Origin of the sequence: Roseomonas chloroacetimidivorans (assembly GCF_049629625.1) — a bacterium.
GTDB lineage: Bacteria > Pseudomonadota > Alphaproteobacteria > Acetobacterales > Acetobacteraceae > Roseomonas > Roseomonas chloroacetimidivorans.
On record NZ_JBNBZS010000054.1, the window covers coordinates 26,792 to 40,525 of the forward strand.

At 67.5% G+C, this 13,734-nt stretch carries 17 protein-coding genes and 1 tRNA gene; 8 read left to right on the forward strand and 10 right to left on the reverse strand.

Annotation, left to right across the window (positions count from 1 at the left end; translation table 11 throughout):
- Positions 1–10 precede the first annotated feature (10 nt).
- Complete coding sequence (locus tag ACO1BU_RS26555) at positions 11–505, forward strand: GNAT family N-acetyltransferase (protein WP_424138988.1); 495 nt, start codon at positions 11–13, stop codon at positions 503–505.
- A 19-nt stretch (positions 506–524) separates the two neighbouring features.
- Here ACO1BU_RS26555 and ACO1BU_RS26560 read toward each other — a convergent pair whose 3' ends face one another.
- The 4 genes from ACO1BU_RS26560 to ACO1BU_RS26575 all read right to left on the reverse strand — a co-directional run bounded on the left by ACO1BU_RS26560 (position 525) and on the right by ACO1BU_RS26575 (position 3,166).
- The gene (locus ACO1BU_RS26560) at positions 525–1,043 is read right to left on the reverse strand and encodes a chromate transporter (RefSeq protein WP_424138989.1); all 519 of its coding nucleotides are present in this window, start codon (positions 1,041–1,043) and stop codon (positions 525–527) included.
- Entirely contained in the window at positions 1,040–1,630 is a 591-nt protein-coding gene (locus ACO1BU_RS26565) for a chromate transporter (protein WP_424138990.1), read from the reverse strand. Before ACO1BU_RS26565 ends, ACO1BU_RS26560 begins: the two co-directional genes overlap by 4 nt.
- 120 nt (positions 1,631–1,750) lie before the next feature.
- Positions 1,751–2,212, reverse strand: a complete 462-nt coding sequence (gene ruvX, locus ACO1BU_RS26570; protein WP_424138991.1) for a Holliday junction resolvase RuvX — start codon at positions 2,210–2,212, stop codon at positions 1,751–1,753.
- Positions 2,213–2,218: 6 nt separating this feature from the next.
- Positions 2,219–3,166: an aspartyl protease family protein gene (locus tag ACO1BU_RS26575; RefSeq protein WP_424138992.1), complete on the reverse strand. Its 948-nt coding sequence runs from the start codon at positions 3,164–3,166 to the stop codon at positions 2,219–2,221.
- Between the two features lie 255 nt (positions 3,167–3,421).
- On the opposite strand from ACO1BU_RS26575, the gene gatC reads away from it, so the two are divergent.
- Genes gatC through gatB form a run of 3 tightly spaced genes read left to right on the forward strand, consistent with a single transcriptional unit; the run spans position 3,422 to position 6,638 of the window.
- Positions 3,422–3,709, forward strand: a complete 288-nt coding sequence (gene gatC, locus ACO1BU_RS26580; RefSeq protein WP_424138993.1) for an Asp-tRNA(Asn)/Glu-tRNA(Gln) amidotransferase subunit GatC — start codon at positions 3,422–3,424, stop codon at positions 3,707–3,709.
- Positions 3,709–5,190 carry an Asp-tRNA(Asn)/Glu-tRNA(Gln) amidotransferase subunit GatA gene (gatA, locus tag ACO1BU_RS26585; protein WP_424138994.1) on the forward strand — a complete coding sequence of 494 codons (1,482 nt, stop codon included), beginning with the start codon at positions 3,709–3,711 and terminating at the stop codon, positions 5,188–5,190. Before gatC ends, gatA begins: the two co-directional genes overlap by 1 nt.
- Positions 5,187–6,638, forward strand: coding sequence for an Asp-tRNA(Asn)/Glu-tRNA(Gln) amidotransferase subunit GatB (gene gatB, locus ACO1BU_RS26590; RefSeq protein WP_424138995.1), 1,452 nt, complete (start codon positions 5,187–5,189; stop codon positions 6,636–6,638). Before gatA ends, gatB begins: the two co-directional genes overlap by 4 nt.
- 23 nt (positions 6,639–6,661) lie before the next feature.
- Here the strand turns inward: gatB and ACO1BU_RS26595 are convergent, their stop codons facing one another.
- Positions 6,662–7,606 (reverse strand): NAD(P)/FAD-dependent oxidoreductase, encoded by a 945-nt coding sequence (locus tag ACO1BU_RS26595; protein ID WP_424138996.1) that lies wholly within the window; start codon positions 7,604–7,606, stop codon positions 6,662–6,664.
- A gap of 46 nt (positions 7,607–7,652) precedes the next feature.
- The gene (locus ACO1BU_RS26600; protein ID WP_424138997.1) at positions 7,653–9,026 is read right to left on the reverse strand and encodes a cytochrome P450; all 1,374 of its coding nucleotides are present in this window, start codon (positions 9,024–9,026) and stop codon (positions 7,653–7,655) included.
- Positions 9,027–9,120: 94 nt separating this feature from the next.
- On the opposite strand from ACO1BU_RS26600, the gene ACO1BU_RS26605 reads away from it, so the two are divergent.
- From ACO1BU_RS26605 to ACO1BU_RS26615, 3 genes are all read left to right on the forward strand, one after another.
- Entirely contained in the window at positions 9,121–9,750 is a 630-nt protein-coding gene (locus tag ACO1BU_RS26605; protein ID WP_424138998.1) for a glutathione S-transferase family protein, read from the forward strand.
- Positions 9,751–9,835: 85 nt separating this feature from the next.
- Positions 9,836–9,928: transfer RNA gene (locus ACO1BU_RS26610), tRNA-Ser, on the forward strand.
- Between the two features lie 207 nt (positions 9,929–10,135).
- Positions 10,136–10,459 (forward strand): PilZ domain-containing protein, encoded by a 324-nt coding sequence (locus tag ACO1BU_RS26615; protein WP_424138999.1) that lies wholly within the window; start codon positions 10,136–10,138, stop codon positions 10,457–10,459.
- Here ACO1BU_RS26615 and ACO1BU_RS26620 read toward each other — a convergent pair.
- The 4 genes from ACO1BU_RS26620 to ACO1BU_RS26635 all read right to left on the reverse strand — a co-directional run bounded on the left by ACO1BU_RS26620 (position 10,407) and on the right by ACO1BU_RS26635 (position 12,828).
- The gene (locus ACO1BU_RS26620) at positions 10,407–10,640 is read right to left on the reverse strand and encodes a hypothetical protein (RefSeq protein ID WP_424139004.1); all 234 of its coding nucleotides are present in this window, start codon (positions 10,638–10,640) and stop codon (positions 10,407–10,409) included. The two genes, ACO1BU_RS26615 and ACO1BU_RS26620, sit on opposite strands and share 53 nt — an antisense overlap.
- A gap of 593 nt (positions 10,641–11,233) precedes the next feature.
- Positions 11,234–12,154, reverse strand: a complete 921-nt coding sequence (locus ACO1BU_RS26625) for a DNA-primase RepB domain-containing protein (protein WP_424139000.1) — start codon at positions 12,152–12,154, stop codon at positions 11,234–11,236.
- Between the two features lie 58 nt (positions 12,155–12,212).
- A complete protein-coding gene (locus ACO1BU_RS26630; RefSeq protein WP_424139001.1) occupies positions 12,213–12,392 on the reverse strand; it encodes a hypothetical protein in 180 nt (59 codons plus the stop codon).
- Between the two features lie 13 nt (positions 12,393–12,405).
- The gene (locus ACO1BU_RS26635) at positions 12,406–12,828 is read right to left on the reverse strand and encodes a hypothetical protein (protein ID WP_424139002.1); all 423 of its coding nucleotides are present in this window, start codon (positions 12,826–12,828) and stop codon (positions 12,406–12,408) included.
- A 594-nt stretch (positions 12,829–13,422) separates the two neighbouring features.
- On the opposite strand from ACO1BU_RS26635, the gene ACO1BU_RS26640 reads away from it, so the two are divergent.
- Complete coding sequence (locus tag ACO1BU_RS26640; RefSeq protein WP_424139003.1) at positions 13,423–13,581, forward strand: PDDEXK family nuclease; 159 nt, start codon at positions 13,423–13,425, stop codon at positions 13,579–13,581.
- The last annotated feature ends 153 nt before the right edge of the window (positions 13,582–13,734 follow it).

Consider the following 13,734-nt stretch of genomic DNA (forward strand, 5'->3'; position numbering starts at 1 on the left):
GGAGGCGGGCTTGGGGGAAAAGGGCTGGGCTTGGCGGCCCATGGCGCTGGGCGATCTGCGGGCGGTTTTGGCCATCGCGGCGGCCGTGCATCCTGACTACCCCGAGTCGGAAGCGGTCTTTGCGGAGCGGCTGGCGCTCTTTCCCGCGGGCTGTCTGATGCTGGAATCCGGCGGGGCGGCGGCGGGCTATGCGATGGCCCACCCCTGGTATCGTCGCCATCCGCCGGCGCTGGATGTGCTGCTGGGGGCGCTGCCGCCCGTGCCGGAGGTCTTTTACCTGCACGATCTGGCACTGCTGCCGGCCGCGCGGGGCGCCGGTGCCGGACGGGTTGCGATCCAGCGGCTTGCGGCGCTGGCGGGCGGGCTGCCCATGGCCCTGGTGGCGATCGCGGGAACGGAAGAGTTCTGGCGGGCGCAGGGCTTCGCGGCGACTTCCGATCCGGCCCTGGACGCCATATTGCGGCGCTACGACGACGCGGCGCGATACATGGAACGAAGCCCCTGACAGAGCGGGGCGCGGGACTTCAGGACAGCGCCAACCCTGCCACTGCACCCCCCGCCAGGATCCAGAGCGGGTGCAGCCGAGTGGCGAGCATCAGCCCAGCCCCGGCGGCGGTGATGGCGACGAGCAGCCAGTGCGTGCTCGTCGCTTCGGCAATCAGGGCGGCGCTGGAGCAGACCAGTCCCACTGTCATGGGCACCAGCCCGGCCTGGATCACGCAGCGCCAGGGGCGGTCCTTGAAGCGCTTCCAGAGGCCGAGAACGATGCCGGTCAGCAGCGAGGAGGGGCCGAATTTCGCCAGGGACGAAACCAGCACCCCGCTCCAGCCCGCCACATGCCAGCCGACCAGCGGCACCACCATCATGTTCGGCCCCGGCGCAGCCTGAGCCAGTGCGAAGAGGGCGCTGAAATCCTGCGCTGACATCCAGCCATGCACCTGCACGACCTGGCGCTGCATTTCCGGCAGAATGGTGTTGCCCCCGCCGAAGGCGAGCAAAGAAAGTTCGGTGAAGATCAGCGCCAGGGCGAGGAGCGTGCTCATCGGCCGGCCCACCACACGGCGAGGATGCTGAGCGGGGCAAGCACGGCCATGCTCGGTAGCAGTGGCAGGCGCAGCACGGCGATGGCGAGGAAGCAGAGGGCAACGATGGCAAGCGCCATGGGCTTGCGGCGCAGTGGGGCCAGCATCTTCAGCGCGGTGGCGACCAGCAACCCGGCCGCCGCAGCGGCCAGTCCTGCGAAGATGTGCTGGAGAGTGGGAGTGTCGCGGAAGCGGTCATAGAGGACGCCGAGGCCGATCACGACCGCCGTCGGGCCGGCAATCAGCCCCATCAGGGCGGAAACGGCCCCGGCCACACCCCGGAACTCCAATCCGATGGCGACGGAGAGGTTGATGATGTTGCCGCCCGGCAGGAACTGGCAGAGGCCAAGCAGCTCCGTGAAGCTCTCCGGTGTCAGCCAGCGCCGCTCCTCGACAATCATGCGCCGGGCCAGGGGCAGGACGCCGCCGAAGCCCGTCAGACCCAGGGTCAGAAAGCCCAGGAACAGGGCCGCGCAGCTCGGCGGCCTCGGCGCCGCGCCGGCTTCGGGGCCGGGAAGATCGGCCAGGGCGCCCTGCGGGGTCAGCATCGGTCCTGCCTCGTCATCTCGGGTGCACGGGGGGCATCCTGGATGCGCTGGGGTTGCCATGGTGTCCAATGCCGGTCGCTGCCGCTTGTCATACCTCAGGGGTATGGCGAACTCGGCGGATCAGGGGCGCGTGGCGTCCAGTGCGGCCTGGAGCATGTAGGCGGCCGCGGCGGCGTCCACGGCCTTGGCGCGCTTCGCGCGGCTCATATCGGCCTCGATCATCATCCGGTTCACGGCGGAGGAGGAGAGGCGTTCGTCCCACAGTGCCACTGGCAGGCCTGTCGCATCCGAAACGGCCATGGCCCAGTCCTTCGCGGCTTGGGCGGCAGGCCCGAAGGAGCCGTCCATGCCTAGTGGCAGGCCACAGACCAGGCCGCCAGCCCCCTCCTTATCGGCAATGCGACGGATCGCGGCGGCGGTGGGCGCCAGCTTGCCGCGGGGGAGGGCCGCATAGGGAGAGGCGAGCATCAGCAGGACATCGGAGAGGGCGATGCCGACGGTCTTGCTGCCGGGGTCCAACCCGATCAGGCGGGCATGGCGGGGAAGGGCGGCACGGAGGGCCGGAAGTGGCGTGACGGGCATAGTTGGTCAGGGCCTGGCGGGGGAGGGGGAGGAAGGCGCGACATAAAGCCGCCCTCCGGCATAGGAGAGCCAGAGCCGGCGGTGGCCTAGCACATCCAGGCCCAAGGCCAGATCCACCGGAAGGGAGGGCGGCAGGGGCGCGATGACAATGGGCAGTGTGACCCGGTCGCGCTCGCCGAGTTGAAGGGTAATCCCCTCACGGATGTGGAAGGCCGCGGTTTCGGCACCGGTGCCGTAGATCGTGCCGGCAGCCGGGGCCCTCAGCGCCGCTGCCGGAATACCGAAATCGGCTATGCGGTCCTGCCGCAGCACGCTCCGCGCCGCCCCCGTGTCCAGCAAGGCGCGCGCGGGGCGGCCGTTGATCCGGAGGGTGAGGATGACCAGCCCCTCGGGGGTCACTTCCACGGGAAGCTCCTCCTGTACAACCGGCCAGGGTGGCGGGGCGGCCATGCAGGCCCGCGAATCGTGCAGCACCACGCGTCCGGCAGGCAGGTCCAGCTCCAGGGCGCCATGGCGAAGCAGGTCGGCGCCGATGATGCCGGCCAGGCGCCCCGAATCCTCTCCGCCCGGTGCCACGGGCAAGGAGAGGTTCTCAAAGGCACGGCCGCCAAACTGGAAGTGTCGCAGCAGAGCGTTGGGGAGGCGCGAGGTGCCGCCGACCCCCGTGATGGAGGTGGCGCGCCCGGGATCGGGCGGAAGGCCGAGTGACGCCGCGGCGCCCGGGCGGAGCAGGGTGAGGTTGGACCCCGTATCCAGCACGAAGGGCAGGGCCGCCCCATTGGCTTGCGCGAGCACGATGGGCAGGGGGCCCGCCTCGCGCCCGAGCAGGGCGAGAGAGGCCGGAGCGCCTTGCGCGGCGAGGACCAGGCGGTCGCCTTCCCCCGGCGGGCAGGCGGCGCAGGAGGCGAGAAGCAGGAACGTCAGGAACGGGATCGAGGATGGACGAAGGGGCATGCGGCAGCCTTGTAGCGGATGCTCGGCGCGAAGGGCGGGGGTGTAGCGCGCCTAGCCGCGGTAGCGTTTGGCTGGTTGCGTGGGCAAGGACCCAGCGCTTCCGGATCGAGCCGCTGGCTTCCGCGGCGCGGAGCGGCCATCCGACGAGCCCGCCTGCCCGTGCGGCCGCCGATCCGGCCACCGCAGCCCTTGACTTCGGGGGGGCGGGCGGCTTCCTGACCCCATTCGGCCCAATTTGGGGAAGTTCATCCGACCATGTCGCTCGACTTGAAAACCGTGAGGCGCGTCGCGTCGCTCGCCCGGCTCCATCTGGAGGAGGGGGAGGATCAGCGCCTGCAAGTGGAGCTGAACGGCATCCTGGGCTGGATCGAGCAGTTGCAGGCGGTGGACACCAGCGGTGTTGAGCCGCTCTCCGGCGCTGGCGGCACGGCGATGCCGATGCGCGAGGATGTGGTGAATGATGGCGGCCAGGCAGAGGCGGTGCTCGCCAATGCCCCGGACCGCGCCGGCGCGTTCTTCGCCGTTCCGAAGGTTGTTGAGTGATGAACCCTACCGATTTTACCATCCGTGGCGCCCTGGAGGCGCTGGCTGAGGGCGTCGTCACCTCGGAGGCGCTGACTCAGGCCCATCTGGAGGCCATCCAGGCGCTGAACCCGCGGCTGAATGCCTTCATCACCGTGACAGCCGAGCGCGCCCTGGAGGCGGCCCGTGCCTCTGACAGGCGGCGGGCGGATGGCATTGCCGGGAAGCTTGAAGGCATCCCGTTGGCGATCAAGGACCTGTTCTGCACCCAGGGCGTGCGGACCACGGCCGCCAGCCGCATCCTGGGCGAGTTCACCCCACCCTATGAAAGCACGGTGACGTCCAATCTCCTGCGGGATGGTGCGGTCTTCCTGGGCAAGGTGAACCTGGATGAGTTCGCCATGGGCTCCTCCAACGCCACCTCGGCCTACGGGCCGGTGGAGAATCCCTGGAAGCGTGGGAATGACGACGGCACCACGCTGGTGCCGGGTGGCTCCTCCGGTGGTTCGGCGGCGGCGGTGGCCGCGCGTCTGGCATTGGGCGCGACGGCGACGGATACGGGCGGCTCCATCCGCCAGCCCGCGGCCTTCTGCGGCATCGCGGGTATCAAGCCGACCTATGGGCGCTGCTCGCGCTGGGGCGTGGTGGCCTTCGCCTCCTCGCTCGATACGCCGGGCCCCGTGGCGCGCACGGTCGAGGATTGCGCGCTCCTGCTGGAGAGCATGTCCGGCCACGATCCGAAGGACAGCACTTCGGCAGATCTTCCCGTGCCCGATTTCGCCGCTGCCTGCGCCCGGGGCGTGAAGGGGCTGCGGATCGGTGTTCCGCGCGAGTACCGGCTGGAGGGAATGCCGGAGGAGATCGAGGCGCTGTGGCAGCAAGGGCTGGACTGGCTACGCGCCGAGGGTGCGGAGATCGTCGACATCTCCCTGCCGCACACGAAATACGCGCTGCCGACCTATTACATTGTGGCCCCGGCGGAGGCTTCCTCGAACCTCGCCCGCTATGACGGCGTGCGTTATGGCGCGCGCGTGGACGGCGAGGATCTGAAGGACCTGTATGAGCGCACCCGCGCGGCCGGCTTCGGCGACGAGGTAAAGCGCCGCATCATGATCGGCACCTATGTGCTGAGTGCCGGCTATTACGATGCCTATTACCTGAAGGCGCAGAAGGTGCGGGCGCTGATCAAGCGCGACTTCGACGAGGCCTTCACGAAGGTGGATGCCATCGTGACGCCGGCGACGCCCTCCGCCGCTTTCGCGGCCGGGGAGAAGCAGGATGATCCGGTGGCAATGTATCTGAATGACGTGTTCACCGTGACGGCCAATCTGGCGGGCATTCCCGGCATGACGGTGCCAGCGGGATATGACCGCCAGAGCCTGCCGCTGGGGCTGCAGGTGCTGGGCAAGGCGTTTGACGAGGAAACCGTTTTCGCCGTGAGCGCGGCGATTGAGCACGCTGCCAATCTGACGAAGCTGCCGCAGGTGAGGGCTTTCGCATGAGCTACACCATCGAGGGCGAGACCGGCCCCTGGGAGCTGGTGATCGGGCTGGAAGTTCATGCCCAGGTGACCAGCAAGGCGAAGCTGTTCAGCGGCGCCGCCACCGAGTTCGGCGCGGAGCCGAACAGCCAGGTGAGCTTCGTGGATGCGGGCTTTCCCGGCATGCTGCCGGTGATCAACCGCGAATGCGTGGCCCAGGCGGTGCGCACGGGGCTCGGGCTGAACGCGCAGGTGAATCCCTGGTCGCGCTTCGACCGGAAGAACTATTTCTACGCGGACCTGCCGCAGGGCTATCAGATCAGCCAGTACCAGTTCCCGATCGTGGGCGAGGGCAAGATCACCATCGAGCTGTCCGATGGCAGCACGCGGGAGATCGGCATCACGCGGCTGCATCTGGAGCAGGATGCGGGCAAGTCACTGCATGATCAGCACCCGACCAAGTCCTATATCGACCTGAACCGTTCCGGCGTGGCGCTGATGGAGATCGTGTCGGAGCCCGACATGCGGTCGCCGGAGGAGGCGGGCGCCTATCTGACGAAGCTGCGGCAGATCCTGCGCTATCTCGGCACCTGCGACGGGAACATGGAGCAGGGCTCGCTGCGCGCGGACGTGAATGTTTCGGTCCGCAAGGCGGGTGAGGGCTTCCGCACGCGCTGCGAGGTGAAGAACGTCAATTCCATCCGCTTCGTCATGCAGGCGGTGGAGGCCGAGGCGCGGCGGCAGATCGAGGTGTGGGAGTCCGGCGGCACGGTCGACCAGGAGACTCGGCTTTTCGACACCACACGCGGCGTCACCCGCTCCATGCGGAGCAAGGAGGACGCGCATGACTACCGCTACTTCCCCGATCCGGACCTGCCGCCGCTGGTGGTCGATCCCGCCTGGATCGAGGAGCTGAAGGCCGGCCTGCCGGAACTGCCAGATGCGCGCCGCACCCGCTACGTGAACGAGTTCGGTCTTTCCGCCTATGACGCCTCCGTTCTGGTGGCGGAGAAGGAGACAGCGGCCTTCTACGAGGAGGTGGCTGCCGGGCGCGATCCGAAGCTGGCGGCCAATTGGGTGATGGGTGACTTCTTCGCCATCCTCAACCGCATGGGGCGCGGCATCGAGGACAGCCCGATCTCGGCCAGGCATCTCGGCGCGTTGCTGGACCTGATCGCGGACAAAACCCTGTCCGGGAAGATGGCGAAGGAGGTGCTGGAAGCGATGGCCGAGACGGGCAAGCCGCCCGGGACCATTGTGGAGGAGCGCGGCCTTCGGCAGGTGACGGATACCGGAGCCATCGAGGCCGCAGTGGATGCAATCCTGGCCGCCAATCCGGACAAGATCGAGCAGTACCGCGCCAAGCCAACCCTGTTCGGCTGGTTCGTGGGCCAGGTGATGAAGGCCATGAAGGGACAGGGCAACCCGGCCCTGGTGAATGAGGTACTGAAGGCGAAGCTGGACGGCTAACGCTATCCAGCCCGGCTATCTTATCAGCCTTGCGAGTTGCCGCCCGGCTCGTCCTCGGTCGGCAGCTCGCAGTGATTGTGGATGTCGGTGGCGGCGATGGCGGCATGGCCCATCGCCACCACGATCTGGTTGAGGCCGCGCACCACGTCGCCTGCCGCGTAGAGGCCAGGCACGGTTGTGCGGTTGTGGTCGTCGACGATCAGCGCGCCGACCTCGTCATGTTCGGCACCCAGCGCCAGGGCGAGGTCAGAGCGGACCTTCAGACCAAGGGCGGAGTAGAGCGTCTCGAACCGGTGCTCCTGCCCCCCCGCACGCACCGCATTGATGCGGTCGCCCTCCACCTCCAAGGTCTCGATCGGCGCGGTGATCACGCGGATGCCATGCTCGCGCGCGCGCTGGTCGTCCTCAGGCGAAAGTGTCTCGCCGAGGGTGATGAGCGTGACGTCCTTGGTGTAGCTGCGCGCGACGAAGACCGCCTCGCCCAGGCCGCGCGCTCCATGGCCGAAGATGGCCACGCGACGTCCGCGGGCCTCGTAGCCGTCACAGATCGGGCAGTAGCGGAGCAGGCCGCGCCGGACGGCATCGGGTAGGTTCGGCAACTCGGGTTCGATATCCACGCAGCCCGTCGCCAGCAGTACCCGGCGCGCACGGAGTTGGCGGACGCTCGATCCGCCCTCCAGCGTGGCGACGAAGCAGCCGGGCTGGCGGATGAGGCCCGAGACGTGGGCGGGAAGGGGGGTTACCCCGTATTGCGCCAGATTCTCCCGTTGGCGGGCGAGCATCTCGGGACCGCCGATGCCCTCGGAGAAGACAGGGAAATTGTGGCTCGTGGGGATCCAGGCAGCGCGGCTGGCGCCGCCGTCCACCAGCACGATGCGACGATTGAAGCGGGCGAGGTAAAGGGCGGCGGTCAGCCCCGCGGGGCCGCCACCGATGATCAGGCAGTCCAGAACACCATCTTCGGCCATCAGCCACCTCCGCGCGGGGTTAGGACGCGCGGGAGGCCCGGTCGTTTCACGCGAGTCGGGGTTCGATGCGCATTGGCATGCCGCGGGCGGGCCGGAGGGTGATCTTCATCTGCAGGCCCGGGTCGAAGCCCGGTTCGGGGCGGAGGCGGAGCGCTGGCAGGAGAGTGGCAAGGATGGCTGTCGCTTCGTCCATGGCAAAGCCGCTGCCGATGCAGATCCGTGGCCCCGCTCCGAAGGGAATCCAGGCATAGCGGTGGCGAGCCTTCACCGCCGCGGGCTCGAAGCGGTCCGGGTCGAAGCGGTCCGGGTCCTTCCAAAAGCTGGGAAGGCGGTGAGTCGCATAGACCGGGATGATAACCGTAGTGCCGGGCCTGACGTCCTCTCCGCCGATCTCGGCGGCCCGATGGGCCGTCCGGGCGATGATCGGGGCGGGCGGATAGAGACGAAGCACCTCCTGGATGACCTGGCGGGTACGAGGCAGGGCGGCGACATGGGTGGGTTCGAGTGGCCGCCCGCCCGTGACGCCGGCGATTTCGGTCAGAAGGCGCGCTTCCTCCTCCGGATGTTTCGCCAGGAGGTAAAAGGCCCAGGTGAGGGCGAGCGCCGTGGTTTCGTGGCCCGCGCTGATGAAAGTCAGCAGATTGTCGGCGATGTCGCGGTCATTCATCGCGTGGCCTGTTTCGGGATCGCGTGCCGCGATCAACAGGGTGATCAGGTCTTCCCGCTCCGAGCCAAGCCGACGCCGTTCCGAGACCAAGTGCAGCAGCTCATCCCGGAGATAATCGCGGGCACGGGCCGCGCGGCGCTGGCCGGGATAGGGTGTCCAGGCCGGGGCCTTGGTCATCGCGAGCGCGATCGCCCAGCCTGTGCTGGCCAGGTAGTCGGTGATCCCTTTCTCCACGCGGGCCACGTCGATCGCGCCATGGCCGGAGAGCGTGGTCTCAACGATGATGTCGAAGGTGGTCCGCATCATCTCGTGCCCTAACTCCACCGAGGTGCCGGGGGGCTGGTTGAGCCAGCGATCACGGGTGCGGGCCGCGGCCTCCAGCATGGGCTGAAGGGAGGATTTTAGCCGTTCAGACCGGAAAATGGGCGCGACGGCCCGGCGCTGCCAACGCCAGCGCTCGCCATCCGCAGTCAGGATAGCTTCCCCGAGGGCGGGGGAGAGGGCGCGGCGCATCGTATCCGACTTTTCGAAGGAGGCTGCCTCGGTCAGCAGCACCTGCTGGATCAACTCGGGGCCGGTCACGAAAAGACGTTCCCGCCCCAGGACGCTCCGGCGGGTACTGGGCTGCTCAAAGGCTGCCCGGGGCAGGGCCTCCAGCGGGTTGCGAATGACCGCCCGAAGCAGGGCGAGACCGCCGAGCGGGGCTTCCGGCAGCGAGACGCGGGGAAGATCGGGCTGGTGGGTCTCCGGCATGGCCGCCGATAAATCGGAGTGCAGCTGGCTCGGTTCCAGGGCGTCTTCCCTCGGCGCCAAGCCGGGGCGATGCTCCGGCGCAAGGAGATTGCCAATGATTACCCTGCATAGCTGGAACACCCCGAACGGCCGCAAGATCAGCGTTGCCCTGGAGGAGATGGGGCTGCCCTACACGGTGAAGACCGTGAATATCAGCAAGGATGAGCAGTTCCGCCCGGAGTTCCTCGCCATCAGCCCGAACAACCGCATCCCGGCCATCGTGGATGACGAGGGGCCCGGGGGGCAGCCAATCAGTGTGTTCGAATCGGGCGCGATCCTGCTCTATCTTGGCGAGAAGACCGGTCAGTTCTTGCCGGCCGATCTGCGCGCCCGGGTGCCCGTGCTTGAATGGTTGATGTGGCAGATGGGAGGGTTTGGCCCCATGCCCGGGCAGGTGCACCACTTCTTGATGCAGCCAGATGGGCCGGCGAAGGAGTATGGCCTTGCCCGCTATGGGAAGGAGACCCGGCGCCTCTACGGCGTGCTGGATAAGCGACTGGCCGGGCGGGATTTCGTGGCGACGAAGGGTGAGCCGAGTGTGGCGGATTTCGCCATCATCGGCTGGGCTTGGCGGCATGAGCGGCACCAAGTGTCTTTCGATGATTTTCCGAATGTTGGTAGCTGGTACGAGCGAATGATGGCCCGCCCGGGCACGAAGCGGGGCTTTGAGGTGGAGCTTTCCTGAATTGTCCCGGCCTTCAGGGTTTGACGGATGGGCGAGGCGCCGCTAGAAGCGGCGCCTGCAACGCCGTGTGACTATCCACTCTTGCGGAGGGGTGGCCGAGTGGCCGAAGGCGGCGGTTTGCTAAACCGTTATAGGATGTCAAGTCCTATCGTGGGTTCGAATCCCATCCCCTCCGCCATTTACCCTCTATAAGTCGCTGGTTTTGCGAGCGAATTCGGAGATGGTCGCGGGCCGTTCCCAAGGTCATTCCCAAGCATGATTTGGAATGACTGGACACGCCTGGACACACCGGGCGGAGATGTGGCCGTGCCATGCTCTCGCAGTCCGTCCGCTGAACATCCAGGTCCGGGCTCTCTACTCGGCATGGGTCGATAGGAAGTTAGGTATGGAGCGACGCCGGGCGGCCCGACAGCAAGTAATCCGGCTGGGGCAACTCGCGGTGGCCGAGACACCCATCAGATGCGTGGTGTTCGACCTGTCGCGCGCCGGGGCTCGAATTCACCTTTTCGCCCCATGCGCGGTGCCTGAGACCGTGATTCTACGACTTCCTGATGGGACCATTCGGCAGGCACGCCGTCGGTGGCAACGAGATGCCGCAGTCGGACTGGAGTTTTCCGGTATGGCAGCGTCGGGTGGCTCTGAAAGAGCAGGCAGCGTCAGCTCTCCAGCCACTTGTCCAGCTCATCGCGAGGCCGAGGGGGAGGATTGACGGGATCCGGGCTCGCAGATGCCGCGTAGAAGGTCGCCATAGCAGCAGCCTCCCCCGCGTCGTGGTCCATGGGCCCGGGGTTCTCCAGTGCGTGCCGGATGGCCAGCAAGAACGCCACGTCCTCCCGGTGCTGGCGCAACTCGGCCAGCAGATCGGGCGGGGGAGGCGCAACGGCGCTCATCCGCACCCCCCCATCCTCCACCTGAAACCGGATCCCGGCAGCCTCAGCGCGGGCCAGGACACGTGCACTATTCACAACGTGCAGTTCCAGTTTGCCGGAATTTCCTGGCGGGTGCCGATACCGGGAGTTGCGCCAGCCTTCAATTGCTGGGCGAGGGCGCCGCAGATGTGTGGGGTTACCAAGCTAACTCAAAATACCCCACTCGATCTGGAGAAGCAGGACAGCGACGCGCTCCCGGCCGAAGCGTCCAGTCAATGCGACATCGCGTGGCAGCTGCCCGTTCAACCCGTAGGCAGGCGTGGTCCACCATCGAGCTGCGCCCTCGGCGACTACGCGCTCTAGGATCTCGAGAACAGGCCTGAGCATGGGGTCATCGCGATCGGCTTGGAGCAGTTCGATTTCCAGCCGGTTGGCGGGTGCGCGGGCCTGAACTAGACGTTGCGCGAGTCGGGCACGGACGCCGTGATTCATGGGTGGCATGGTTCACTCATTGAGGTGAGGGCAGAAGAGCGCTAACCACGCTGGCGCGACAGACCCGGCCCGGGGCACACCCGGCTTCCCGGGCAACCGGGCGGGGTGTGTGATCAGCCCTCCTAATCCTGTGGGGAAGAAGGCCTTTCGGCGCAGGCTGCTTCGGCCGTTCGCCGGGCGTAGACTTCGGCGGATGAGGGCGGAGGACCTCTGGCGCGGTCACCAGTCAGGATGACGGCGATGATCTGCGGGACTGAGAAGCCACGTTGGGCCAAGCGCCGCGCAGTCGCGAAGTCGGCCCGGCTACGATCCAGCGCAGCACCGGGCGGAAGAGAGGTCAGAACCCTCGCCACCCCAGCGGCATGTTCTTCGGCCGGCGAGCGGTGCAGCGCGGAAGTTGGGGTGTTGGGTGATGGAAGGCTTTTCGCTTTCCCCACCTTCTCCATAGCTGATCGCGCTTCGCTGAGCAGCGCGGGGCCGCCCGGGTCGAGAACCGGCCCGTCAGCGCGGAGGAGCAGCGCGTAGGGGAAGAGCCCTGTCGCTTGCTGGTGCGGGGGCTTCCTGTTCGTCAGCCCCGGAATCCTGGATGGCTGCGACGCTCGCGCGGCGCAAAGATCGCCAACATAGCGGGCCGCCAGCAACTTCGCGGCGGCGTCGGCCAGTGTAGGCGCGATGGGTGTGTCTGAAATGGTAAGCCAGACTTGCAAGTTGCCGGGCGATGAGGCGACGACGACCGCGGGGCGGTGATGGCGGGACAGAGCAGTAACGGCATCCCGGTGTAGATCGTCGATCAACACATGCCGTGGGTCGATCGGACGACCGAGGATGTGATGTCCGTTAGCGTTGAGGCGGCGGAGCCAAGGGACGGCACGCTCGAGCTCGCCGATGTCCCAGACGCGGCGGTGCGGAGATGTGCCGCTGCTCAGTTCGGCAGGAACGGCGGTGATAGCGTACTGGGCGGCAGGAAGAGCCTGAGCCCAACGGATGATGGACTCGCGGGTGCGACGCTCGCCGCGGCCAGCACTGTGGGGTGTGAGAGGCATGTGAAGGAATCCGGGAGGGTGAGCGGAGGCGGTCGGTGATCGTCCCGCCGCCACGAGTTCAGGCGGCGCGCCGGCCGGGAGAGCGGGCCTCGTGGAGGGCGGTGACCCAGCCGCCACTTGGTGGCGCCAGCATCACCGGCTCGTGGGAGCCGGCGGGCATCACCTCGCGGAGGAGCGCAAGGACGCGGTGACGCGAGGGACAGGCACCATCCACGAGGGGTGCGAAGCCCAGGATCACCTTCCGCGGGGGATCAGCGGCGACAAGGGCGGAGAGCGTCTCGTCTGCAGCCCGCGACCACCCGCCCCGGCGCAGCGAAGGTGGTCGTGCCGTGAGCATGTGGCTTCAGCGCGGCGAGACAGATCGCCTGCATCGGGCTGTCAACGAGGACGAGGCGGCGCCGACAGGGGCCTGGAGTACGAAACAAGCTGCGGGAGCCGCCACGGGTGAAGGCGAAGCCGCCGCCGGGGCCGCTCTTGATGAGTTCCGATCCAGTCTCCCGGCCGCTGCCGTCGCGGTGACGACACCAGATACCACCGGAGCTGGCGGACACGGCGTCGCCGAAAGGATTGAGGTCGGAGCGCAGGAGCGGGATGTGTTCGAAGCCGCGCAGATAGGGCGGATAGGACGAAGAGGAGTCGGCGAGTTGGGGGCGGTGGGGCGGAACAAAGGTCATGAAATCTCCTGAGGCCACCGAATTCCCCTTCCACCTTTCTCAGCCCGGCTGGGCGCCGGCGGGGGGGGGGGGGCGGCCGTAGGCGGCCCGCCCCCCGCCGGCGCCGGCCGGGCGATACAATTACCCATCGGGGGCGATGCCCTCGTTCGTCATTCAGCCTTCAGCTGTTGTCGCTCCTCGTCGTCAGTGGGATCGGTCACGATAGGACGGGCGACGATATGCTGAGGGAGACACCCAGTGCGCCGCGTCCGCGGGGCAGCTGCACTCTCGCGTCGGCGAGCGGCTGCACGAGCTGCTCGACGGTGAAAGCCGGCCGGGGAGGGGAATCAGGTCAGGCGCCAGCTCCAGCTGCTTGATGGTACGCGGTGACACGCCGGAGGCTTCCGCGAGGGCGGTGTGACGCCAGCCGAGGAGGGCGCGGCCAGCGCGAAGATGGGTCGGGACCACATGGTGCACCATCGTCGGAACGCCTCTTGACGTCGAAACGACGGGACGCACTTATGGGGTACATTCTCGGCGCGCTCATGCCAGCGAGATTCGCGGCGGCCCGTTCCTTTTCCCCCTGACAGCATCTCCAATCCCTGGAGCGCGACCATGTCCAACACCATGGCGAAGGTCCCCGTGCGCGACACCGCGCCCGAGCGTGCTCTTCGCAGCGTTCTGATGCGCCTTGGCGCCCCATCTGCCGAACTCAACGTTGCCGGTTTACCAGGGAAACCCGATGTCGTTCACCAGTCCATTCCTGGAAGATAACCCGTAAAGCCTACTCGGCCTGCTTGGCGCGGTCACATGCAGTGCTGGCGTTATTGATCGCGTCGCCATGCGCAAGTGCCCAACCGCAGAGCGCCTCGAAGGGCTGACGCAGAGAGTGCCCCAGCGGCGTAATGGCGTATTCCACGCCGATCG

What these genes read in the sequence shown, in the direction of transcription:
- ACO1BU_RS26560 (WP_424138989.1), bottom strand. Translation starts at nt 1,043, where the DNA reads ATGAGCACGCTCCTCGCCCTGGCGCTGATCTTCACCGAACTTTCTTTG.
- ACO1BU_RS26565 (WP_424138990.1), bottom strand. Translation starts at nt 1,630, where the DNA reads ATGCTGACCCCGCAGGGCGCCCTGGCCGATCTTCCCGGCCCCGAAGCC.
- ruvX (WP_424138991.1), bottom strand. Translation starts at nt 2,212, where the DNA reads ATGCCCGTCACGCCACTTCCGGCCCTCCGTGCCGCCCTTCCCCGCCAT.
- ACO1BU_RS26575 (WP_424138992.1), bottom strand. Translation starts at nt 3,166, where the DNA reads ATGCCCCTTCGTCCATCCTCGATCCCGTTCCTGACGTTCCTGCTTCTC.
- gatC (WP_424138993.1), top strand. Translation starts at nt 3,422, where the DNA reads ATGTCGCTCGACTTGAAAACCGTGAGGCGCGTCGCGTCGCTCGCCCGG.
- gatA (WP_424138994.1), top strand. Translation starts at nt 3,709, where the DNA reads ATGAACCCTACCGATTTTACCATCCGTGGCGCCCTGGAGGCGCTGGCT.
- gatB (WP_424138995.1), top strand. Translation starts at nt 5,187, where the DNA reads ATGAGCTACACCATCGAGGGCGAGACCGGCCCCTGGGAGCTGGTGATC.
- ACO1BU_RS26595 (WP_424138996.1), bottom strand. Translation starts at nt 7,606, where the DNA reads ATGGCCGAAGATGGTGTTCTGGACTGCCTGATCATCGGTGGCGGCCCC.
- ACO1BU_RS26600 (WP_424138997.1), bottom strand. Translation starts at nt 9,026, where the DNA reads ATGCCGGAGACCCACCAGCCCGATCTTCCCCGCGTCTCGCTGCCGGAA.
- ACO1BU_RS26605 (WP_424138998.1), top strand. Translation starts at nt 9,121, where the DNA reads ATGATTACCCTGCATAGCTGGAACACCCCGAACGGCCGCAAGATCAGC.
- ACO1BU_RS26615 (WP_424138999.1), top strand. Translation starts at nt 10,136, where the DNA reads ATGGAGCGACGCCGGGCGGCCCGACAGCAAGTAATCCGGCTGGGGCAA.
- ACO1BU_RS26620 (WP_424139004.1), bottom strand. Translation starts at nt 10,640, where the DNA reads ATGAGCGCCGTTGCGCCTCCCCCGCCCGATCTGCTGGCCGAGTTGCGC.
- ACO1BU_RS26625 (WP_424139000.1), bottom strand. Translation starts at nt 12,154, where the DNA reads ATGCCTCTCACACCCCACAGTGCTGGCCGCGGCGAGCGTCGCACCCGC.
- ACO1BU_RS26635 (WP_424139002.1), bottom strand. Translation starts at nt 12,828, where the DNA reads ATGACCTTTGTTCCGCCCCACCGCCCCCAACTCGCCGACTCCTCTTCG.
- ACO1BU_RS26640 (WP_424139003.1), top strand. Translation starts at nt 13,423, where the DNA reads ATGTCCAACACCATGGCGAAGGTCCCCGTGCGCGACACCGCGCCCGAG.